Raw genomic sequence first — 24146 nt, 5'->3', positions numbered from 1 at the left:
TATACACGGTAGCTTTAAAAAGGGGGACTTTGACTGAATCTTTGCCCCCTTAAAAAGGCAGGGCTGATTCATCCCCTTTGGGAATGAATTTGTCAATATCTAAAGCAATCGGTTTTTAGTTGAAGGTGGTTGTTTCTGAGCATGAACGTACCAGTTATTCGATCGGAATTAATTACTTTTATTCTTGTCAACCTAAGCCCGATCGGGAATGAATCAGCCCTGCCTTAAAAAGGGGGTTTGGGGGATTCGCACCAATTTCGCTTCTCACCCAAGATGTGTATGCACGGTAGCAAACTGAGGTAGTAGGGCTAATTTATGAATTAGCCCTACTACCTCAGTTTGCTGTCTCGACACCCAATTCTAAAGCAGCCACCAATCCGGGCAATGTATATTCAGTTGCTTCGATATCTACCTTACCCAATAAGGCTAGACAGGTAGCCGAAGTCTGAGGACCGATCGAGGCGATGCAGACTTGCTGTTGCCAATCTGTTGGTAAACTGGTGCCGATGAGTTGGTAGAAATGTTGGACGGTTTTAGAGCTGGCAAAAGCGATGATATCTATCTCTCGATTTTGGAGTGCGGTAAGTACGGTGGGATCGATGTGGGCGGGACATTGCGATTGATATGCGGCGACTTCGATGACTGTCGCACCTAAATCGGTAAATTCTTTGACTAAAACTTCACGTCCGCCTGTTTCGACGCGGGGAAATAAAATTCTTTGTCCTGCTGGGGATGTGGGGAAGTTAATAATTAAGGAATCGGCGATAAAGTCGGGCGGGATGAAGTCGGGGGTAATGCCGTGCGGTTGCAACGATTGGGCGGTTTTTTGGCCGACGACGGCAATTTTAATGCCAGCGAGCGCGCGACTATCTTTACCAGCATGTTGGAGTCGGGCGAAGAACGAGTCTACTGCGTTGCTGGAGGTAAGAATTAGCCAATCGAAATCGGTTAATTTATCAATCTCGCGATCGAGATCCTGCCAGCTTGTCGGCGGTACGATTTCTAAAGTGGGCATTTCTAGGACGCGTGCGCCCTTCGATTGTAACATTTGACTGAATCCACTAGCTTGTTTGGCAGCACGAGTCACAAGGACGGTTTTGCCCACGATAAAGGGACGATCGGCACAGTTATCTAGCCCTAAAATTGGATCGATCGGCGAAGTTGACATTTCACACTTGAGATATTCGCGCAATCTGACCACTTGACCCACGACGATGACGGCTGGCGATAGATCGACATCGCCAGTTTCCAGCAGAATTCGACCCAAATCTGAGACCCAAATTTGTTGCTGGGGGGTACCTGCCCAGCGGATAATGGCGATCGGGGTATCGATGGCGCGATCGTGTTTTAAAAGCTGGGTGACTACAGCGGCTAATTGCCTAGCCCCCATTAAAATCACCACCGTGGGCATCCGTGCTAAGGCATCCCAATCGAGATCGTCCGGAAGATGAGCGGTGACAACCGCAAAGCCGCGACTCAGTACCGGATCGGTGAGTGGAATGCCAGCCAGTAACGGGGCGACTAAGGCGGTAGATAAGCCCGGAACGACTTCATAATCGCACTGTGCGGCAATTAAAGCATCAATTTCGGCAGTGACTCGCCCGAAGATAAACGGATCGCCACTTTTGAGCCGAACTACCGTCTGTCCGGTTTGGGCATATTCTACCAGCAATAAATCGATTTGCGATTGAGGCATACTCGGCTGTCCGCCGCGCTTGCCGACATCGACTAAGATACAAGTGTCTGGGACGAGATCGAGTAATCCGCGATCGACCAAAGCATCATAAATTAACACTTCCGCTTGTGTGAGAATCTGTTGCGCTCGCAGTGTTAAATATGCGGTATCTCCTGGCCCCGCGCCCACAATGTATACTTTGTTCATCGAAAAAATTAATTAATTATTATATTTCTCAGACTGTCGATGCGATCGTTCCCCACCGTCCGATCGAGCGATCGGTAAGATCGAGCATTCTCAAGCGATCCCCATCCGCAGGGCTGCCATTGTCGAGAATTCGGATAAACCTATCACAGTATCACAAATTGTCGATCGGACTCGCCGATCGTGCCAAATTGGTGTAAGAATATAATATAATTCCCCATTCAGATCTGATAATTCAGTTTTGGATCGAGTTCGATCGATAAACATCGTACGATGGTTGCAAGCTACCATCAGGCTAACTAATTCGGAGCGATACCGAAACAGCAATTCTTCAAAAAGAGTGGCTGTGCCCGTGAGTCGATTGATAACGGAGGGGAAAAAATCAGCATTCGCTAAGTTCGCTTGCGTTGCTAAGCACCCACTACTACCAGGTAATAGCTTTCATTATATATACTTAGTTTAATCATCAAAATATCAACATTGTGTAGATAAATATATGGTCTTGCCCACATCAAGTCATAATCTAGACGCTCGATCGGTTTCATAAATAGGGACATAGTGGATGAACAACGGCAAAGTCAGAATTTACGAATTGTCAAAGGAATTGAATTTGGAAAATAAGGATTTATTAGGGATTTGCGAAGACTTGAATATTGTAGTCAAAAGTCACAGTAGCAGTATCTCAGAGGCGGAAGCAGAACAGATCGTCACCGCCGCTAACGAAAAATTTCCCGATCGTCACAATAAACCCCTGCGTCAGATCGCGACTGAGAAGGGGGAATCTACTCCTGCCACAACCAAGATCGAACCACCAAAATCGATAACTCCAAATCCAGCCACCGCCAACCAGAGCGCGCCCCAACGACCAAGCGAATCAAAAGCCAGAATCTTGCAAATCGAACACAAAAGCGACAGTCAACACAAGCCATCTTTGATGCCTCAACCGCCGTTACCAGCCCAACAGCCACCCTTGAGACAGCCCCCATCTCAGCCCACTGCCAGTCGTCCGGTCGTTCGGCCGACACTCGGCGGTGAAGCCGTTACTTCCGTCCGCCGTGCGGAGAGCAGTAACACAGAAGGAGCAGCACCCGTACGTGCTGCCAGAGTGTCCAGTCCCGTCCAGCCACCAGCTCCAAAACCCCAATTATCTGGCCCGCCAGCGCGTCCAGCGGATGGCGATGGCGGGGAAGCCAGCGGTGTGGCTCCAGCGGCCAAGTCCCCAGCTCCCACTAAGCCGATCCCCAAACCCCAGATCGTCAGAATCGAACCGGGCAGCCGTCCGGCAGCAGGCGCGCCCACGCGTAGCCCCGCTCCTGGCGCACCGCGCAAGCCAGTTGCCAAAGCCGAAAACGAAGCACCACCGCTCAATCGTCCGCCCGCGCGGATCGTCCAGATTAAACCTCAGGGCAACGGCCCTAAAATTGGCGGAGCGGCTAAAGATGCCAACAGCACCGACAAAGATGATACGCCAACCACCGTCGATCTCGAACTCAAGCGGCCGCCGCTCCGCAAGCCAGTAAATAAAGGCAAAGGCTGGAGTAAAGAAGAGGAAGAAATCGAAACTGCTAAAGCCAAAGTCCCAGCGAAAGGGAAGCGGGTTAAAACAGTGGTCATCGATGAAGATGATGAAGACGACGATCTCGATGGTAACGACAACGCGACCGAGACGATCGTCAGCCTGTCGATCGCCCGACCTGCTAAACAGAAAATCGGTACTGGTGGCGGCATTCGACCCGCATCGGTACCCGCTCAACGTAAGAAGCCCGTCATGAAAGGCGATCGCGACACCAAAGAGCGCAGTAGCAACAACAAACGGGAACAGAAAAGCACCGTTGAAAAGCCAGAGTCGATTACACTCATGGGCAGTATTACCGTCCGCGATTTAGCCGAAATGCTGATGGTAGCGGAAACGGAAATTGTTAAACAGCTCTTCTTTAAAGGGATGGCAATTAGCGTCACCCAAATTCTCGATGCGGGTACCGCCACAATGGTAGCCGAAGAGATGGGTGTGGAAGTGATTACTGGTGTCGAACAAGCAGCGGCAACCAAAGTTACCGAAATGCTCGACCTCGAAGACTTCGACTTACTCCAACGTCGTCCGCCCGTCGTTACGATTATGGGTCACGTCGATCATGGTAAAACTACCTTACTCGATGCCATTCGATCGACCAAAGTCGCTCAGGGTGAAGCAGGGGGGATTACCCAGCACATCGGTGCTTACCATGTGGACATGGAACATGAAGGCGAAACCCAACAGGTGGTTTTCCTCGATACCCCCGGTCACGAAGCCTTCACCGCCATGCGGGCGCGGGGTGCGCGAGTCACAGATATTGCGATTCTCGTCGTTGCTGCCGATGATGGCGTGCGTCCCCAAACGATCGAAGCAATCCGTCACGCTCAAGCAGCAGAAGTACCGATTATCGTCGCCATTAACAAAATCGACAAACCCGGTGCCAACCCCGCTCGTGTCAAACAAGAACTCATCGCCTTCAACCTCCAATCTGAAGACTTGGGTGGCGATACAATTATGGTCGAAGTTAGTGCCCTTAAAGGCGAGAACCTCGATACGCTGCTAGAGATGATTCTCCTAGTTGCCGATGTCGAAGATCTTCAAGCTAACCCCGATCGGACTGCTCGTGGTACGGTAATTGAAGCCCACCTTGACAAAGCCAAAGGCCCCGTTGCTACGCTGCTAGTCCAAAATGGTACCCTCCGCGTCGGCGAAACCCTAGTTGCCGGACACGTATTTGGGAAAGTCCGGGCGATGGTAGACGACCGACTCGCACGAGTCGAAGCTGCTGGCCCCTCTTTTGCCGTCGAAGTCCTCGGTTTGAGCGATGTACCTCAAGCTGGTGACGAGTTTGAAGTCTTCATCGAGAAAGAAGCTCGTGCCATTGCCGATGTCCGTTCTGCCGAACGTCGTCAGTCGCGACTCCAACAAATGATGGCATCCCGCCGGGTCACCCTCAACAGCTTATCAGCCAAGGCTCAAGAAGGAGAACTCAAAGAACTCAACCTGATTCTCAAAGCCGACGTTCAAGGTTCTGTCGAAGCAATTCTCGGTTCCCTACGCCAGTTACCTCAAAACGAAGTCCAAGTCCGCGTTCTCCTCTCTGCCGCAGGTGAAATCACCGAAACCGACGTAGATTTAGCCGCAGCCAGTGGTGCCGTAATTATCGGCTTCAACACCACTCTCGCCAGCGGTGCCCGTTCTGCCTCCGATGATGCTGGTGTCGATGTTCGCGAATACAACATCATCTACGCCCTCCTGAGCGACATTCAAGGCGCGATGGAAGGTCTCCTCGACCCCGAACAAGTCGAAGAACCCCTCGGTCAAGTGGAAGTCCGGGCGGTATTCCAAGCCGGACGCGGCAACATTGCTGGCTGTTACATACTATCGGGTAAAGCCCTGCGGAACTGTAGCATTCGCGTTCTGCGGAAGAGTCAACTGGTGTATGAAGGTACGCTCGATTCGCTCAAACGGGTCAAGGATGACGTGCGCGAGGTCAATTCTGGCTTTGAGTGCGGTATCCGTCTAGATAAGTTTAATGACTGGCAAGAAGGCGATATTATCGAAACCTTCCAAATGGTCAGCAAGCGTCGGACGCTATCGCCCGTTTAAGCAATAACGCGATCTTAATTTTTAAAACCCAGCTTCAGTTAGAAGCTGGGTTTTTTAAGGTAAGTTACATTGAGAATAACGATCTCGGTTAAGATGCCGATCGATTCAATCATCTAAATTAATATTTACTTCCGAATTAGTACGCCCCAAATTACGAATAATAGCAGCGCGATATAGGTGCCTACAAATAGCCATTCCTGCCAAGTATCTTGAGTCTCCATCTGGAACTTCAGTTTTAAATCTCTCGTCTTATTGAATTATATCTTCTTTTCTTACCAGCCGATCGCACCTAGAGTATCATGAACAAGATTCAGTTAATATCGATCGGGTTAGCTATACTGCTGGTGCCGAATGCTGTGTCTGCCCAACCAGAACCTCAAGATAGAACGATCGTCAATAGTCCCACAGCGGCTAGAAAATTAGTAGGCAAGCATAAGCTAAATCTCCAATGGATTGGTTGGGACAATTGGGCAGAATTTGGCAATCTTAAAGTAATCGATCGGCAAGGGATGATGGTGGCAATCGGCAACCAGACTAAAGGAGAAGACTATCTACAAATCGACGGCAAAATTGTCAGTGTTGAAGATAAGCAATTTACATTCAGAGGTAAAATTGTTACGAGAGTCAGTCATATTAATAAAGGCGAGGCTTGCAAGCGAGACGGCGAGATGGTGTTTAAAATAACTGAAAATAGAAAATATTGGCGATTACAGCAAATGCAAAGTCCATGCGATACTGCCACTGACTATGTTGATATCTTCATGCGGTAAATATCGATCGTATTTTTGGTTTTAATTTACAATATTAAAAATCACCCCATTATCGACTCTCTTCTAGAGATACTTCGCGATCGAATTGAATTATGTCACTCAAAAATACTGCTAAGGAAACATTAGATATCCTCAAAGTCGGGAAATATATCAATCAGGCTGGAAAAACAATTGAATTTTTAGCCGCACAACAGAGCGCAGTCAAAAAAACAGTTTTATATACCCCACAACAGTCGTATGTGCTGTTAGAACAGCCTGCCGCTAGTACATCTAAGCAGCAACCTCAGATTGAAGTAACAACCGAAACAACTCAAGTAGCCGCCAATCGGTTAGTGCGTGCTGAAGGATGCGAGGATTTGGTATTGTTAAGCTTCGCATCAGCCCGAAATCCGGGTGGTGGCTTTATTAATGGTGCCAAAGCCCAAGAAGAAGATTTGGCGCGTTGTTCGGGCATCTACCCGTGTCTGCTGACTCAACCCACTTACTACGATATCAATCGTGCGGGCGAATCGTTGCTCTATAGCGACCATATTATCTATTCGCCGAATGTACCCTGGTTTCGCGTCCGCAATCGGGAATTGTTAGATGATGTATTTCTGGCATCGGTAATTACCGCACCCGCACCCAACGCGGGACAAGCTTTGCGTCGAGATCCTGAATGTAGCGCGGCGATTGCAGCCGCACTCGAACGACGTGCTGGCATCGTTCTAGCCATCGCGCGCGACAATGGACATCGATCGTTATTGCTCGGAGCTTGGGGTTGTGGGGTATTTTGCAACGATCCTAGCATGGTCGCCGATGCGTTCGGGCGGTGGCTGGAACATCCCAGCTTTTGGGGTTGTTTCGATAGGGTTGTATTTGCGATCTATACTTCTAATCGTAATTCAGATACGCTGACGGCATTTCAACAGCGGTTTCGATCGAACATCAGCTCAGATGAGATCCAGAAAAGACTAATTTAACTATTGAAATTCCGTTTTCAGTAGGATCGGTTTGAATGGGAAGCTCCGATCTGGAAAGGAATCTAAATATAAATTTTTAGCGTATGTCTAAATAACAATCACTATTAACCCCTCTTGCCATGCCGGATTTAACTATACTCAAACAGCCGATCTCAAGTATCATTTCGATCGGCTCCGCAATCGGGATCGCGGGATTATTTGGCTGGATGACACCCCTAGCAATGGCGCAGCAGATTGAGGGGATAACTGCTTTTGGCGATAGTCTCGTCGATAATGGGAATGTTTTTCAGGCAAGCGGGCAAATATTTCCACCGAACCCACTGTATTTCAAAGGGCGTTTCTCTAATGGCTCAATCTGGGTAGAGAATATTGCGGCTAAGTTAAAAGTTACCAAGACAAGTTCTAATTTCGCTTTTGGGGGAGCTACTAGCGGTACACTCAATACGATCGATCCGGCTTTACCTGGCTTAACCACTCAACTAGATCGCTTTTTACAGACAACTCCAAGGATCGATCCAGATCGATTGTTTATTCTCTGGGCGGGAGCTAACGACTACTTGGGAGATCGGCAACCTAATCCAGCCGTGACAGTCGGTAATTTATCAACGGCACTTCAACGACTGATTGATGCTGGGGCAACACAACTAATGGTGCCTAATCTTCCAGATTTAGGCAAAAGTCCATCTGGTGTTGCCAACTCCAGAAAAAGTGCGCGATTGACTGAGTTGTCAACGGTGCATAATCAACTTTTAAAAACGTCAATTGAAAGGCTATCTCAACAGAATCCTAAAATTTCAATTATCTCGATCGATATGCAGACATTGTTCGGCACAGTAATAAATAATCCGAGTAAATTTGGATTTATAAATGTCACACAGCCTTGCTTTAATCGATCTACTAGAACTGTTTGCACTAATCCTAATTCTTTTTTGTTTTGGGATGAACTTCACCCGACTGCTGCTGCCTATCAAATTCTCTCAGCACATGCTCTAACCATCCTACAATCAAACACTCAGCAAAGCCGTAGCCGATAAGAAGCTGCTCTTTTCCCAGCGTAGCACTAGACATCGATCGGGTTCCACTCGATCGAAGAGCGGACTGCATATTTCTTGAGTGAGATGGGAGTAATTTAGTAGCATACTCCCCGCAAGAGTTTATGAATTAAATAAGAATTGCTACAATACGAGAAATTGCGTTGGCGCAGCCTCGCCCTGGATAATCGCCATGTCAATTCCAGCTAGCATTGTTTTTCCGCATCAACTTTTTCGCCAACATCCGGCACTGGTTCCAGGTAGAGTTGTTTATTTAGTGGAAGAGTGGTTATTTTTTCATCAATTCAACTTCCATCAGCAAAAATTGTTGTTACATCGCGCGACGATGCAGATGTACGCAGATTACTTGACTCAACAAGGCTATGAGGTGCGCTATGTTCCCGCGACGAGTGCGGAATGCGACATTCAGAAGCTGATCCCCATTATTGCTAGTGAGGGGGTATGCGAACTCCACTATGCAGATGTGGTTGATGACTGGCTGCAACAGCGGTTGACGGCGGGATCTCAGCAGCACGGCATCGAATTACAGGTATATCGAACGCCGAATTTTTTAGAAGATCCGGCGGAAATCTCCGCATTTTTCGACAAGCGCAAGAGTTATAAGCAGACGGATTTTTATATTGATAGACGCAAAGAGCGGGAGATTTTAGTAGATAAGTTTAATAAACCGCTGGGCGGACAATGGACGTATGATGTGGATAATCGCCTCAAATTTCCTAAAGGTCGATCGGCTCCAGTTTTAGATTTACCCGAATTGAATGAGTACGTGCGGGCAGCTCAAATTTATGTGAGCAAACATTTTAGCAATAATTATGGCTCGGTAGAGCAACCATTTGCGGCTGGGTTTTATCCGACGACTTATGCTGAGGCTGATGAGTGGCTGACTGATTTTTTAACCGTGCGGTTTGCTGATTTTGGCGCGTATGAAGATGCGATCGTCTTACGTGAGACAGTTTTACATCATTCCATATTATCACCGCTGCTCAATACTGGATTGTTATCGCCCCAACAGGTAATCGACGCAGCTTTAAAAATGGTCGATGAGGTGCCTTTAAATAGTCTAGAAGGCTTCATTCGGCAGATAATGGGATGGAGAGAGTTTATCCGAATTACATACGATCGCCGGGGACGCAGCCAGCGTACGCGCAACTATTGGGGTTTTACACGCCAGATTCCTAAAAGTTTCTGGGAGGGAACGACCGGAATTTTACCATTAGATGCCACGATTAAGAAAACACTTAAAAGCGGTTATTGTCATCATATCGAACGGCTGATGGTAGCTGGGAATTTTATGCTGCTATGCGAGTTCGATCCCAATGAGGTGTATCGCTGGTTCATGGAAATGTTTGTCGATACTTACGATTGGGTGATGGTGCCAAATGTGTATGCGATGAGCCAGTTTGCCGACGGTGGAGGCATGTGTACTAAGCCATACATCAGCGGTAGTAATTATTTGATGAAGATGAGCGACTATCCAAAAGGTGATTGGCAACAAACTTGGGATGGTTTATTTTGGCGATTTATGCACGTTCATCGCGATTTCTTTCTCAGCAATCCGCGTCTGGGTATGTTGGTGAGAACTTTCGATAAAATGACTCCAGAAAAGCAGCAGCAGCATCTCACCGCAGCAGAAAAGTTTTTAAAAAATCTAGATGCTACTGCGTAAACACGCCTAGATCCCCGACTTCTTGAAAAAGTCGGGGATCTTTTCTAACCTCGATCGATCGGTTTAATTGTATATGCTAACGGATCGATATCTACAGGGTTGTTTACACCCAAAGCTTGCCAATCGGGCGGATGGCTGAATGCAATATTTACAGCTCCATCTTGAGACTTTGCAGTCCAGTTTTCCCCAGGACAAACTTTTGAGGGCATGTTAAATTCTTTTGTTGCAAGCTCGACTTTTTGTCCCGATGCTAATTGAGATTTTACTTGTCTAATTATACTAGTTGCTTCCCAGCGCAGATCGCTACTCAAGACTTTTCGATATTGACTGGCTAGATATGGAGTCGAAGTAATATAGTCATCAATACCTAAAATCGCTGTCGGTATTATCCCATCAGCTCCATTCGTGCGGCAAATATTCTGTTTCTGCCAATATGCTAAACCTTGCATAACTTCTCGATGACGATCGACTATTTTTAGTCGAATCTGAGGGCGTAAAAAATGATAATAAGCAGGAATAAATCTTACAAAACTTTTGTTGTCTATTAAAATCTGCCCGAACATCGTTTTATCTTGCAGTTTTCTATTAGTAAACATTGAATAATTTTCGATAGAACCGTACATCTGTGTGTGACGATCGAGACTAAATAAATTATTACCCCATCCTGTCGGAATCCGATCGACACGTCTTACCAAATCTGAAATTCGACGTTCTCCAAGTCGGGCAACTAACTGTGAAACTAATGACGGTTGAGTTTGAAAAGATTGCTGAATTTTTTCAATGGCGGCTAAATCTCGATCGATATTAGTGTTAGGTAATGACTGTTTATCGAGTAAATTCAGGATCGTTAAATTCTCTACATACCAAACAGCAAAACTATTCATCTGTTGTGAATACGGACTATCTCCAGCTTGCAGATCGCTTTTTTCGATCCATCCTGGATCGGCACCCCATTGTGGAATTGGATTATTAATTAGATGAGTTTCAATAGCTGTAATCTCAGGTTGATGTTTGTTAAGATAACTTGCTAGCAAATCGGGGAATGGTTCGATCGATTCTTTTGTTTCTAATTGCTTATCTAAATACTTTTTAAAAACTGGCTCGATCGTTTGCCATTGCAAGATTGCGGCTTGCTCTGGCTTGACTTTTACTTCGGTACCATCGCCAAAAGCTTCTACAGATAGGCCTAATTTAGCCATTAAAGCTTGTAATTCGATCGCCGATTTGTTTGGTGCAGTTTTAGGATATTGACGGACATAACTGGCGATCGCTAATTCTAAGGGTTTTTCGCGATCGGCTGCATAGATATTCCCGCCAATTAAATAGATGCTAGTTATTAATGCGATCGCACCAATTACCCACCACTGAAGCTTACTAAAGTCACGACGAGGACGCGATAATTCTTTTTCTAACGCACGAGCTAATATGTGTTCCGTCCCAGCTAATTCGCGGACTCGATCGACAAGTAATTGAGGTGTCTGGTAAAAACGAGGTGAGATGTGAATATTTTTTCGACCTATTACTTTAATACATAAAGAGCGGGTTCCTTGGAACTGATAAGGCTTAACTGCGATTATTTCTTGCCAGCCGATATCAGTCCGACGACCCCACCGATCGTAACCAGAGATACCTTTTGAAGTAAGTAAAAGACAACATTTATTAACTAGAAAGTGTGTTGATAATATTGCGATCGCGAATATCGATATTATTAAAAGTATCGATATCCAAATAGTTTGACTTGCGATAAATTTTGCAATTGGCTCGAACGTCCAACATATCGATATAACCAGAAAATCGACGATAGCAAACAAACCAAATAAAGGTAAAAATAATAGCTTGAATCGATACTCAACTAGATTTTGGCTAGGCTTGACTGGAGATAGTAGTTGTTTTTGTCTCATCAGCCCACAACTTACGAGATTACCTAGTAAGTATGCCCAAATCGCTGAGTGAATTTCTCATCCTGTGTCAATTAGAGTGCGTATCCTCGGTACAGAATCCATTTGAGATCTTAAATGGGTTCTATACAAAGTTCGGGATAAGGACAGTTGATTTGCTCCGTTCCAACACCGCCTGGGGATTAATCCCCAGGCTAGTAACTAAAGTCCTCTTCAGAGGACTATCAATTAGTCCTCTGAAGAGGACTTTAGTTACTAGCCCGCACTTCAGTCGCGGGCGGTGTCTGAGCGGAGCAGATATTCTTAACCTGAATTGACGTTATCTTAGTCTAAAATCTCGATCGCGCGATCGGTTAAAATCTCCGACTTTTTAAAAAAGTCGGAGATCTGGCTTACTTATACATCTAAACGACGTTCGATCGCATTTGCCCAAGTATCGGTAATTGCCGCGAGATCGAGATCGATTAATCCAATTGCGCCGTTAGCAGAAGTAATTTCAAATCGATCGCTCGCAGTACCAACGACACCTAAAGATTGCCAATTACCTGTGATTTGTTGTTGTAAATAAGCCTCGAATTCGGCTTGAGAGTCGGGCGAAATCGAGACGATAATTCTCGCACCACCTTCGCCAAATAACCACTCATCCCAACGCCAGCACATGCCGCTGAAATCTAATTGTGCAATTGGTAACCGCGCCCCCGTCTCGCGATAAACTTTAGCGATATTTTCGGCTACCCCTTTTTGCCAAGCTTCTTGATTGCTGACAAAATTAATTGCTGCGCCTTTATTGCCAGAAATACAACATTCAGCGAGGGCTACGGCTAAACCACCCTCGGTGGAGTCGTGAGCGGATTTAATCCAGCCTTGGCGAATTCCATAGCGACAGGCGGCTTGAACTTGGAGTTCGAGGGCGAAATCTACGGCGGGGGGTTGCCCAGCGACGGTTTGATGGAGGGTTGCCAGATATTCCGATCCGCCTAGAGTAATGGGATGGAGTACGTGCGATGCGGGGATACCCGCTGGAGCGTCATTGCGGTGGGGTGCGTTTGAGGTGGTGGGAATCCCTAATAGGTAGATAATATCGCCGGAATTTTGCCAGCCTTGACCGCAGACTTTGGTAATATCGTCTACGATGCCGACCATGCCGACGACTGGGGTGGGGTAGATGGGGACGGGATTGCCTTCGGGATCGAAGGTTTCGTTATATAGTGATACATTTCCGCCCGTGACGGGGGTGCTAAATGCGCTGCAAGCTTCAGATAAACCCTTACAGGCGTTGGCGAGTTGCCAATACCCGATCGGTTTTTCGGGGCTACCAAAGTTGAGATTGTCGGTGACGGCGACGGGTTCGGCTCCGACGCAACTGAGGTTACGGGCGGCTTCGGCGACGACCATTTTCGCGCCTTCGTAGGGGTTGAGATAGACGTAGCGGGGGTTGCAGTCTACGGTAGCGGCTACGCCGAGGTTGGGGTTATTAACTGTAGATTGGCGACCTTGGATCGGCTCCAAGGGGCGGATGCGGATGATTGCGGCATCGGCACCACCGGGAAGCATGACGGTATTATTTTGGACTTGGTGGTCGTATTGACGGTAGACCCAGCGTTTGGACGCGATCGAAGGTGTATCCAACAGGGTCAACAGCACGTCGTTCCAGGTATGAGATTTGCCGTTAATTTCGATGCCTTGGGGGGTGGCTGGGGGTAATAGGTCTGGTGTCCATGCCCAGGCTGTTTGGGCATACTCAGGAGCTTCTGTCATCAATTCCCGCTCGTAAATGGGGGTGTTATCTGCCAGTGCGGTGGCGGGAACTAAGGCAGCAACTTCTCCCTGAAATAGAATTCTGACAACTGGCTCTTCGATGACGGTACCTGCGACGACGGCGTGGAGTCCCCACCGCTCGAAGATATCGATTAATTCTTGTTCGCGTCCTTTATGAGCGACGAATAACATCCGTTCTTGGGATTCGGATAAGAGGTATTCATAGGGCACCATGCCGGGTTCGCGGGCGGGTACTAAGTCGAGGTTAAATTCAACCCCAACGCCACCTTTAGCCGCCATTTCCGAGCAAGAACAGGTAATCCCAGCGGCTCCCATATCTTGGGCGGCGACGACTGCACCAGTTTTGAAGGCTTCGAGACAGGCTTCGATTAGGGATTTTTCTAGAAAAGGGTCGCCAACTTGGACTGCGGGGCGATTATCGATCGATTCGGCAGTCAGTTCGGCACTGGCGAAACTCGCGCCACCCATGCCGTCGCGCCCAGTAGTGGAACCGACGTAGAGAACGGGATTGCCAATGCCAGCGGCACCAGATTTAACGATCGTATCTGTCTCCATTAAGCCCATCGCCATCGCATTGACTAAGGGATTACCAGAATAAGCGGGATCGAAATAAACTTCGCCACCGACGGTAGGCACGCCAACGCAATTATGGGCGACAATTCCCCCGCTGGTGACAAATAAGTGAGTATTATCGACCTCGACATCGTAGACATCGCAGGTTTCGATGGTATGGGCGGCGATGCTATGAATTTTGACTGTCGCCATTGTTGTCAGCGTATCGGTGACGCATTTAGTTGCGACATTCCCAGCTTCTTGCTGCTGCGGGGGGGTCGCGGAACGAGTCTGCATCCAATCGTGGCGCACTTCAATTTGCCAGAGTGCAGCGTAGTCAAATTCTCGTCCTTTAATTTTGCCCACAGTCGCCGGACGGTGGTGAACTTGGGGTAGAATGCCCTGATTTTGGATCAGGAGCATAATGCCATCGAATAATTGACGGCTGGAAGTAGAGCAGAAAATTTTCTCGCGCGCTGAGGCTCCATAACTCGGATTGGGAATTGTGGGATTGTTGCGAATTAAACCTTTGAGTAATTCCTGCTGAAGTTGCCAGTTCCATTCCCACACAAAATCGGGAATCCGTTTGTGCGTCGATTCGTTACCACAGCCCCACGCTCGAATGAATAAATGACCCAATAACCAGGACGAAACACAAATTGCCATTCCCGATGTGCGTTGCTTGGCACTAGCTTCGAGTCCCAACTGCTGGAGGATTTCGATCGTATCCTCAGCAGCAGCGGCTTCCTGATGGCTGAAGTTAAAGAAAATTCGATAAATGTTCCCAGATGGCGATACCATCCCCGTGGCGAGGTAGTAACCGAGTAACCGAGCAAAAGCGGCATTCGGCTGCACGATCGCAGGTAACCAGTCATCCTTGCCATGTTGCCCGATTTGCAGATCCGCACGGGAGAAATTCAAGGCACGATCGAGTCCGAGTAATTGTTCCAGATTTAGGAACCGATCGAGTGGTAAAGTTTTGGTACTGAAGTAGTGATTGCGTTTTTGAATCGAGGGTTCAAATAATTCCAGCGTAGTGCGGATTAGATCTGTAGGTTGCCAAGTGTCTGGCAGTTTGACAAGTAAATCTAGATCGGCATGTAGTTGGGGATCGATGGTGGCAATTAGATCGATCGGTTGAGGCTGGGCAGAGCTTTCGGGGAGTTTCTGGAGTACGGGGAGATTATCGCCAACGCGGAGGGTTTGAGCGTAGCGAATTCGCACTTTATTCTCGGCTTCTACCCGTAACATCGGGTGATCGGGAGTAACTGTAATGCTTCGCCCTAGTGAGGTGCGGATATTAACTAGGGTAGTTGTCTGACGTTTGAAAATCCGCGCTACGGGTTGCCAGCAAGTCCGATTGGTTTTAGGATCGAGCGAGAGGGTTTCAATCCCCGCTGGGAGTTCGTGAGTATGGACGTTCGGCGGAAGATGGGTATTGACAAAATTACCGATCGTATCGATATGAATACCGCGATCGTCCTTCCAGGTAAAGGTTTCAGATCCGATCAAGCAGTTGCCATAATGAGATATTCCCGCGACGACACCCGTAAATAAACGGCGGGTTTTAGCATCTTTGAGGTCTCCAAATCGCAGCGAATTGAGAATTGCGATCGGACGTGCGCCCATTGTAAAGATATCGCGGAGAATGCCGCCCACGCCCGTAGCGGCTCCTTGAAAGGGTTCGACCGCCGAAGGATGGTTGTGAGATTCGATTTTAAATGCAAGTTGAAGTCCATCGCCTAAATCGATCACACCCGCATTTTCACCTGGCCCGACCAGAATCCGATCGCCTGTAGTCGGAAATTGTTTGAGCAATGGACGCGAATTTTTATAGCAGCAATGCTCCGACCACATCACCCCAAACATGCCTAATTCGGCTTTGTTAGGGTGTCTATTGAGTCGTTTGACAATTTCCTCGTATTCATTAGGCTTGATACCTTGAGCGGCGATTTCGGCAGGGGTGAAGGGGCTAGTCATGGGGTGGGAGTAAGGAGTAAGGAGAGTATTTTATGCGATCGGTAATTTTCTAGGCGGCTGGGTATTATAAACTAGAGCAATTTTTTTGGTGGGCTAGGGTTAAAACTATGGCGTATTGGTGTAATAAGTGCGAAACACAGATTTTAGTACTCCGACTGGGATACTGTATGAACTGTCGAGAACCCATTTCTACCGATATTTTACCTGAATCTAAACAACAAGCTCTGACAGCAGCGGAACGGGAATACGAAGCCAAGCGCGATCTGGTTAGAGCGCAAAAAAGACAGAAAAGTTTGGGGGATGGAGAATTTGTGGATTTTGGCAACACCAGCGATTTGGGCAATTTTGATTAGTAATGCGATCGATCCACATCTAATTATCGAAAATGACTTTTTGGGCGTAGCCATTTTGCTCCCACGCTCCGGTAACGAAGCCCATAATACCAACAATTAAAATGCCTAACATCGGAATTTGTTGCAACTTTTTGACTTCAGCAATTTGGTAGCAGCGACAATCGCCCGTTGAAACCAATCTCGCCCAATGTTCGCAGTTAAATCGATACAGATCGTATTGCCAGTTTTCGTGAAATTCTCGTACGGATAAATGCAGTGCCTTCTCGATCCATTCTCGATGCCAATATGGAGATCGATCCGGTTGAAAGCGATGCCAATCGATCTCCCAAATTGCTAATTTGCCAGTATCTTTGCCCTTACCAGCATGGATGGGTTCCCAGCCGATCGAATGCCAATCGTTGAGTTGGACGGAATAATGCAAAATAGTTGGATTGTGCAGATCGTTGTGCTGGAGTAGCCTGCCATAGTGGGGATGCGATCGATTATTGTCAATTAATTCGTACAGGTTTTGCATAATTCAACTCCGGTCGATCGATCTATAAAATCTAGTTCGATCGACCTAATTTAAGTCGATAGAACTGTGGTAATTGCTAATTTACATACATGAGTTCTTCATCTCGATCGAGATCGATAATTTTGGTACCGATACCATCTTTACCATGCGATGCGATCGTTGAGATCGGCAGAAGTTCGCGACGGTGGGTAGTGGTAATCAGATCGAGGTGGGTGGCTTGGGCGGGGAGGATCGACCGAATTAGCCGATCGGTTTTAGTCGCAAATTGCATCGCATGGGTGCCCATATTTCCGGTTTGGACGATCCTGATGGTGGCAATGGGAATACGTTTGGCATAGCCATGACGGGAGATTAAGATGATGTCGTCCGTATTATTAGCGGGAATACAGCCGACGATACTTTCTCGATTACCGACTTTAAGAGCTTGGATGCCTTGAGATACCCTACCCATCAGGGGAATTTGTTCGGAGGCAAGCGCGAGCCGTAAAATTCGCGCGCCGGAAGTGGCGATAATAATTTCGCGTTGGTTGGTAAGGGGCGTAATGGTATGGAGTTTGTCGTCTTCTCGCAGTTTAATTAGGGTAGTACCGCGATTGGTAAGTCCGGTTAATTCTTGCAGGAGGATGCGTTTAATTTTACCTTGGCTGGTGAGCAGAAGCAGTTGCTGGAAATCGTCGGCGATTTCGTCGGGAGTTGGCAGGCTATAAATTATTTGCTCTGCGGTGTCTTGTAGTGCGGGAATCAGGTTCGCGAGGATCGTTCCCCGATCGTTACCTAATGTGGGGGGAATATCGCGAATTTTGAGCGGATAAGCTTTACCGTCGGTGGTAACTAATGTTAGTTCGGCTTCGGTATGCGTTTGATAGGTTTTGGTAACAAAATCTTGACTATTAGGATTGAGTTTTGCACCTGTTTTACTCAGTCTTCTAATGTAGCCTTCCTGAGTTATTTCCACGGTGCTAGGTTGACTGGGTTCTGCTTCAATTATTTGCAGTTGAGTGGCGGGAAGTGCCCGATTGCGTAATTCTTTAGCTGTCAATCGTTCTGCTGCTAGCTCGGTTTTGGCTGCTTTTTTAGCCGCGCGCAGCTCTTTACTAGCAGCTCCGATCGCGAGTTTTGGCGTGTCGATTTTGGTGATTTTTGACCGCCGAGGATCTGTAAACTTCCGCTTTAGCGATCGCAGGTCTTTTTTAAGCGATTTAAGTAGTTCGTTGCGATCTTGCAGGAGGGTATTTAAACTAGCAATTTTATTGTTTTGTTCTTCAAATTCTGTCTGAAGATTTTGCTTTTCCATCCCGGTTAAGCGTCGCATTGGCATTGCCAAAATTGCATCTGCTTGGGTATCGCTCAGATCTAATTCGGTCTGAAAAATGGCTTTAGCAGTAGTGCCATCCGGCGCATTGCGGAGGATATTAATCACCACATCGAGATTATTTAAAGCAATTAGCAATCCGGATAGAGTATGTACCCGTTTTTGGGCTTGTGCGAGTTCGTTACTATACTGGCGGGTGAGAGTAATTTCTCGAAATTTGAGAAATTCTTCGAGGAGTTGTCTGAGGCTTAACTGTCTGGGTTGTCCTTCGACAATTGCCAGCATAATTGCGCCAAAGTTGCTCTGGAGTGCAGTTTGTCGATACAGTTGGTCGAGAACGTGGTTCGGTTCGCTATCGCGTTTGATCTCGATAACTACCCGCATTCCATCCCGATCGCTTTCATCGCGTAAGTCGGCAATACCGTCAATTTTACCAGCATTGACCAGCTCGGCAACTTTCTCGATCCAGGCGGCTTTATTCACCTGATAGGGTAATTCGGTGATAATCAGCGAATCGCGGCGTTTTTTCGATTTTGTCAGTTTGGCTTGAATACTGGCAACTTCTACATGGGAAACCCCGCGCACGGTAATAATTCCTCTTCCCGATCGATAAGCATCGTGGATCCCTTCGATGCCCATAATTTCACCACCCGTGGGAAAATCAGGGCCGGGAATTAATTCCCATAATTTGGCATCGGGGAGATCGGGTTTATCAATAATGGCGATCGCCCCATCGATAATTTCACCCAAATTATGCGGGGGAATATTTGTCGCCATCCCTACCGCAATCCCGCTGCACCCATTGAGGAGCAAAATCGGTAATTGCGCGGGTAAAACCGTCGGCTCCTGCTGAGAATTATCAAAATTTCCCGTGAAGTCTACAGTAGCGGTACTAATTTCACTCAGTAAAGCCTCATTCCCGATCGGAGCTAGCCGCGTTTCGGTATACCGCATCGCCGCAGGCGGATCGTTATCGACTGAGCCAAAATTGCCGTGGCCGCCTAAAAGCGGATAACGGGTCGAAAAGTCCTGAACGAGCCTAACCAGGGCATCATAGACTGATTGATCGCCGTGGGGATGATATTTACCCAAGACATCTCCAACGACACGAGCGCATTTGCGATACGGCCTGTCAGGTGTCAATCCCAGTTCGTGCATTGCGTACAAAATCCGCCGATGCACTGGTTTGAGTCCATCGCGGACATCGGGCAACGCACGCCCGACGATCACACTCATGGCGTATTCTAGGTACGATCGCTGCATCTCTGAGGGCAGGTCGATCGGAATAATTTTATCTGTACCTAGCAGATCTAGCTGTTTTACCATGAGTTCAAATGCCTATGTTCGATCGCTTGAGTTAATCTCAGTCTGCCACAAACTGTTCGCAATCTGGATCGATTGCAAAATAATAATACACAATTACCAGTCTAGGTGTTAGGCTTTAGGCTTTAGGTGTTAGGGGAAAGACTTAACCCTAGCCTCTAGAACGCAAGCGTTCCCATACTTCCTAAAGTCTAAAGCCCAAACTCTCAATCCTAATCCCTAAAGCCTAAAACCTAAAGCCTAGTTCTTACTCGGAGCCTTAGTAATAAAATCTCTAACTCTAGGAGTCTGAATCAGTTTGCGGGTGTCATTGAGCAGTTTATCACCCCACAAGTTATCTTTGAGGTATTGAATATTGGCGTAGCGACTATCGAGGACGATCGCTTTTTCGGCGGCGGCAAAGGCTTCGGCTTGCTTGCCTTGGGCAAAGAGCGCGACAGCTATAGCTAGTACTGGTTCTGCGGCTTTGGGATCGATCGCGATCGCCCGTTGCCAGTTTTGAATCGCACCATTAATATCGCCAGTTTCATAATTAACTAAACCAATATTATTGATTGCTGGCCAAAATTTGGGGTCTTTTTTAACGGCTTTTTGATATTGAGCGAGTGCGTCTGGATACTTGTTAGATTTATAGAAAGCATTCCCCAGATCGAACAGCGCGCTATTATTATCGGGTTTGATTTTTAGTCCGGTTTGGATGGTATCGATCGCTTTTTGATTGTCGCCTTTCTGGAAGTATGCCGATCCTAGCATAAAGAGCGTGTCTGGATCTTGAGGCTTAATCGCGATCGCTTGTTGCAGGGCATCGATACTTTTTTGGTATTTTTGAGTTTGGACGTATAAGGTACCTAAAAATAACCAAGCTTCATGATTTTTTGGAGCTAATTGGGTTGCCAATGCTACGCGCGGAATTGCTTGCTCGTATTGCTGAAATTGAACTAATCCGGCGGCTTGTCTGAGTAACGTCTTGCTAGTATTCTCTAGCGATTTGGCATCTTGCGTGGGGGTATATGGTACTAAAGCTTGACTATGAGCGACGGTTGCTACGCTTGTCATACCCAGGCAAGCCGTCAGGAAAAGGGGATAGATCCGTTTATACACAATAAATTAGGTCTAGGTAGATAGTCGAAGTTAAGTTAATTTAGCAATCTTGTCGATCGCCGATCCCATCATAAGACAGATTCTACAGCCTCGGAGGTAATTGTCTAGTAGATGGGAGCGGGGAGCGGGGAGCGGGGGACGGGGAGTGTGGGAGAGGTGGGAGGAGAAAAACTAAAGAACGCAGTTCCAACGCCTAAAGCCTAAAAACTAACACCTAACACCTAAAGCCTAGCGATCGACATGACTTTCGACACTGGCGATCGATGGGGATCGAGCGTTAAAATTAATGTAAACAATCGTAACAAACCGGATCGAAAGTTGTGGTAGCGAATTTTGGAGAATCCGATCTTTTACTTCGATCGCTGGATAAATTGACAATAGTAGTGAGCCGCTACCTGCACCGATTGGGAACAATAGAGTTAAGCGACTCGCGCCAGAACTATTCGAGCGCAGTTAAACCCAGTAGTCGCTGTTCGCGAACGAGAGGCTACACCAACAACGCCAGCTATTTGAGAGTTTCAACCTAAAAATTAGTGTGCCTCGACTTCATTATGCAATTACCGCTTATCAAAAATTTCAAACATCCATTACCGAAAATCGCCGGGATCGCTGCGGTGACAATCGGTGTCGCCGCGCTGGGTGCGGCGGCGTTTACTCAATTTAAGCCAACTCCTAAAATCGATTTAGAACGCTATACCAAAACCGCACAATCGCAAGATTTAACCGATCGGATTACCGCCAGTGGTAATATTATCCCCTTTCAAACTGCGAATTTGAGTCCTAAAACTTCTGGAAGGGTAGCGCAGCTATTTGTCGAGCAGGGAGATCGCGTTCAGCAGGGGCAAAAAATTGCCCAGATGGAGAATAGTGAGGAGCAAGCAACATTCGCCCAAGCGCAAGCCAATGTGGAGCAAGCGCAGGCTAATTTGAATAAAGCCAAAAATGGCACGCGCGTGGAAGAAATCGCCCAAGCACAAGCTAAACTGACGCAAGCACAAGCCAATCTAGATAAAGCTAAAAACGGCAATCGCCCAGAAGAAACCGCTCAGGTACGAGCAAAACTGGCTCAAGCACAGGCTAATTTTAATCTGGCTCGATCGATCGCCCCCCAGCAAATCGAACAGGCTACGGCACAACTAGCCTCAGCCGATGCCAAACTCAAACTCGCCCAAGCTCAAATCGATCGCAATCGATCGCTTAAAGCATCGGGGGCAGTTTCTCAGGATACACTCGATCGGGCGATCGCCGACTACCAGACAGCCAAAGCTAATGTCCTTGACGCGCAACAAAAACTCCAACAGGTTCGCAACAGCAGCCAATCGGAAATCAACCAGCGTCAAGCCGCTGTCACCGAGGCTCAACAAGCCTTACGTCAATCGGAGATGGGATCTCGATCGGAAGATATCGCCAGTTTAGCCGCTCAAGTTGCCCAAGCCCAAGCCGCTTATCAACAAGCCAAAAACGGTTCGCGCCCAGAAGAAATCGCCCAACTTACCGCCGCATTAGGCGTAGCTAACGCGCAATTATCGTCGGCTCGCTCTCAACTCAATGACTCGACGATAATTGCCCCCTTTACGGGCTTAATTACCCAACGGTATGCCAGTATTGGGGCATTTGTTACGCCGACAACTTCGGCTTCGACTAGCTCCTCAGCGACATCAACTTCGATCGTTGCTTTAGCCAAAGATATGGAAGTTAAAGCCAAAGTTCCGGAAGTAGATATCGGCAAAATTAAAGTCGGGCAAAAGGTCGAAATTACTGCCGATGCTTTTAGCGACAGGCCTTATCAAGGTACGGTCAGATTAGTCGCCCCCGAAGCCGTCGTCGAGCAAAACGTCACCTCATTTGAAGTCCGCGTTGCTTTAAATACTGGTAAAGATGTCTTGCGATCGGGGATGAATGTCAATACCGTTTTTACCGGACAAAGTACCCGTAACGCGCTGACAATTCCGACAGTTGCCATCAGTTCTCGACGCGGACAAACGGGCGTTTATATACCTGATGAAAATAACGAACCTAAGTTCAAACAAATTAAAGTTGGTGGTACGGTTAGAGATAAAATTCAAGTCATTGAAGGTCTAAAATCTGGCGATCGCGTTTTTGTCGATATCCCGCCTGGATTTAAAAATCAAATGATGGGCGTAAATGGAACTTAAATGAATATTTTTGAAAGTTTGAAAATGGCAGGACAAACTCTCGTAGCTAACAAGTTACGGAGCGGTTTGACAATGCTGGGAATCGTGATCGGTAATGCTTCGGTAATTACCATGATTGGTGTCGGCGAAGGTACTCAAATCCTCGCGACAGATCAATTCAAAAATTTAGGGCCGAATACCTTATTTATTTTACCAGGTAGCCCAAAAGCGCAGAATATTCGGAGTGGTGGTGTACCGCCAACCCTAGTACTAGGCGATGCTAGAGCGATCGCGAGACAAGTACCGTCTGTAGCTGGAGTCGCACCAGTATTGCAGTCTTCATCTGTTGTCAGTTATCAGAGCATTACCACGACTTCGATTATTCAGGGTACGACGGCTGACTTTCCTGCCGTTCGTAATTTTGCAGTCGATAAAGGGCGATTTGTCACAGCATTAGATGTCTCAAAAGACAAGCAAATTGCCATGGTTGGTACAGATATCGCTCAACGATTATTTGGCAGTGAAAATCCGTTAGGAAAACAAATTCGGATTAATAATTTAAGTTTTGAAGTAGTTGGATTAATGGAACCAAAAGGTTCTTCTTTTGGTAGCAATCAAGATGATGCAATCTTCGTACCCATTACAACGATGAGCAAACGCATCATCGGTCGAAATTCACCATTCGGACTCCGATTATCATTGATTTCGGTATCTGCTAAAAACAGTGAAAGTATGGATGCGGCTGAATTCCAAATTACTAACCTACTGCGCCGCCGACATAAAATCGTCGGTGAAGATGATTTTACAGTTCGCAACCAAAAAGACGCGCTGACGATCGTGACGACGATTACTAGTGCTTTAACATTATTACTGGGCGCAATTTCTGGGATTTCACTATTAGTTGGTGGAATTGGCGTAATGAATATTATGCTCGTATCTGTCACCGAACGTACTCAAGAAATTGGGCTACGAAAAGCCATCGGCGCGACTCAAAATGATATTTTAATTCAATTTACGATCGAGGCAATTATTCTCTCGACAATTGGCGGTATTATCGGTACTCTAATTGGTGTTGGGAGTATTATTGCCATCTCCAAATTTTCGCCACTTAAATCAGCCACAATTTCTCCATCGGCAATTATTTTAGCCGTGAGTGTTTCTGGTGGAATTGGTTTATTTTTTGGTGTAGTTCCTGCCCGACAAGCTGCTAAACTAGATCCGATCGAGGCTCTAAGAAGTGTTTAAATA

The 24146-nt window shown here is 47.1% G+C and carries 16 protein-coding genes; 8 read left to right on the top strand and 8 right to left on the bottom strand.

The window, feature by feature from the left end; genetic code table 11:
* Positions 1–334 precede the first annotated feature (334 nt).
* The gene (gene cobA, locus RMO79_RS04145) at positions 335–1882 is read right to left on the bottom strand and encodes a uroporphyrinogen-III C-methyltransferase (protein WP_310481806.1); all 1548 of its coding nucleotides are present in this window, start codon (positions 1880–1882) and stop codon (positions 335–337) included.
* Positions 1883–1972: 90 nt separating this feature from the next.
* Entirely contained in the window at positions 1973–2206 is a 234-nt protein-coding gene (locus tag RMO79_RS04140) for a hypothetical protein (protein ID WP_310481805.1), read from the bottom strand.
* Positions 2207–2441: 235 nt separating this feature from the next.
* Between RMO79_RS04140 and infB the strand changes: the two genes are divergently transcribed.
* The 5 genes from infB to RMO79_RS04115 all read left to right on the top strand — a co-directional run bounded on the left by infB (position 2442) and on the right by RMO79_RS04115 (position 9951).
* Complete coding sequence (gene infB, locus RMO79_RS04135) at positions 2442–5501, top strand: translation initiation factor IF-2 (RefSeq protein WP_310481804.1); 3060 nt, start codon at positions 2442–2444, stop codon at positions 5499–5501.
* Between the two features lie 299 nt (positions 5502–5800).
* Positions 5801–6271 carry a hypothetical protein gene (locus tag RMO79_RS04130; RefSeq protein ID WP_310481803.1) on the top strand — a complete coding sequence of 157 codons (471 nt, stop codon included), beginning with the start codon at positions 5801–5803 and terminating at the stop codon, positions 6269–6271.
* Positions 6272–6363: 92 nt separating this feature from the next.
* On the top strand, positions 6364–7233 hold the full coding sequence (locus RMO79_RS04125; RefSeq protein ID WP_310481802.1) for a TIGR02452 family protein: 870 nt from the start codon (positions 6364–6366) through the stop codon (positions 7231–7233).
* A 119-nt stretch (positions 7234–7352) separates the two neighbouring features.
* On the top strand, positions 7353–8267 hold the full coding sequence (locus RMO79_RS04120) for an SGNH/GDSL hydrolase family protein (RefSeq protein ID WP_310481800.1): 915 nt from the start codon (positions 7353–7355) through the stop codon (positions 8265–8267).
* A 190-nt stretch (positions 8268–8457) separates the two neighbouring features.
* Positions 8458–9951, top strand: coding sequence for a cryptochrome/photolyase family protein (locus RMO79_RS04115; protein ID WP_310481799.1), 1494 nt, complete (start codon positions 8458–8460; stop codon positions 9949–9951).
* A gap of 44 nt (positions 9952–9995) precedes the next feature.
* Here RMO79_RS04115 and RMO79_RS04110 read toward each other — a convergent pair whose 3' ends face one another.
* A complete protein-coding gene (locus RMO79_RS04110) occupies positions 9996–11852 on the bottom strand; it encodes a hypothetical protein (RefSeq protein WP_310481797.1) in 1857 nt (618 codons plus the stop codon).
* 393 nt (positions 11853–12245) lie between these two features.
* Positions 12246–16160 (bottom strand): phosphoribosylformylglycinamidine synthase subunit PurL, encoded by a 3915-nt coding sequence (gene purL / locus RMO79_RS04105; RefSeq protein WP_310481795.1) that lies wholly within the window; start codon positions 16158–16160, stop codon positions 12246–12248.
* Between the two features lie 167 nt (positions 16161–16327).
* Between purL and RMO79_RS04100 the strand changes: the two genes are divergently transcribed.
* Positions 16328–16513: a hypothetical protein gene (locus RMO79_RS04100; protein WP_310481794.1), complete on the top strand. Its 186-nt coding sequence runs from the start codon at positions 16328–16330 to the stop codon at positions 16511–16513.
* Between the two features lie 19 nt (positions 16514–16532).
* On the opposite strand, the gene RMO79_RS04095 is transcribed toward RMO79_RS04100, so the two are convergent.
* From RMO79_RS04095 to RMO79_RS04080, 4 genes are all read right to left on the bottom strand, one after another.
* Complete coding sequence (locus RMO79_RS04095) at positions 16533–17027, bottom strand: hypothetical protein (RefSeq protein WP_310481792.1); 495 nt, start codon at positions 17025–17027, stop codon at positions 16533–16535.
* 76 nt (positions 17028–17103) lie between these two features.
* Complete coding sequence (locus tag RMO79_RS04090; RefSeq protein ID WP_310481790.1) at positions 17104–19665, bottom strand: DNA topoisomerase (ATP-hydrolyzing); 2562 nt, start codon at positions 19663–19665, stop codon at positions 17104–17106.
* A gap of 237 nt (positions 19666–19902) precedes the next feature.
* Positions 19903–20718, bottom strand: coding sequence for a tetratricopeptide repeat protein (locus RMO79_RS04085; RefSeq protein ID WP_310481789.1), 816 nt, complete (start codon positions 20716–20718; stop codon positions 19903–19905).
* Between the two features lie 273 nt (positions 20719–20991).
* Positions 20992–21141: a hypothetical protein gene (locus RMO79_RS04080; protein WP_310481788.1), complete on the bottom strand. Its 150-nt coding sequence runs from the start codon at positions 21139–21141 to the stop codon at positions 20992–20994.
* A 173-nt stretch (positions 21142–21314) separates the two neighbouring features.
* On the opposite strand from RMO79_RS04080, the gene RMO79_RS04075 reads away from it, so the two are divergent.
* Both RMO79_RS04075 and RMO79_RS04070 read left to right on the top strand, forming a co-directional pair.
* Positions 21315–22919: an efflux RND transporter periplasmic adaptor subunit gene (locus RMO79_RS04075; protein ID WP_310481787.1), complete on the top strand. Its 1605-nt coding sequence runs from the start codon at positions 21315–21317 to the stop codon at positions 22917–22919.
* Positions 22920–24143, top strand: a complete 1224-nt coding sequence (locus RMO79_RS04070) for an ABC transporter permease (RefSeq protein WP_310481786.1) — start codon at positions 22920–22922, stop codon at positions 24141–24143. It begins immediately after the preceding gene.
* Positions 24144–24146 lie beyond the last annotated feature (3 nt).

Source organism: Chamaesiphon sp. VAR_48_metabat_403 (assembly GCF_031422475.1).
In the GTDB taxonomy this organism is placed as follows: domain Bacteria; phylum Cyanobacteriota; class Cyanobacteriia; order Cyanobacteriales; family Chamaesiphonaceae; genus Chamaesiphon.
This window is presented reverse-complemented; position numbering and strand designations above follow the sequence as displayed.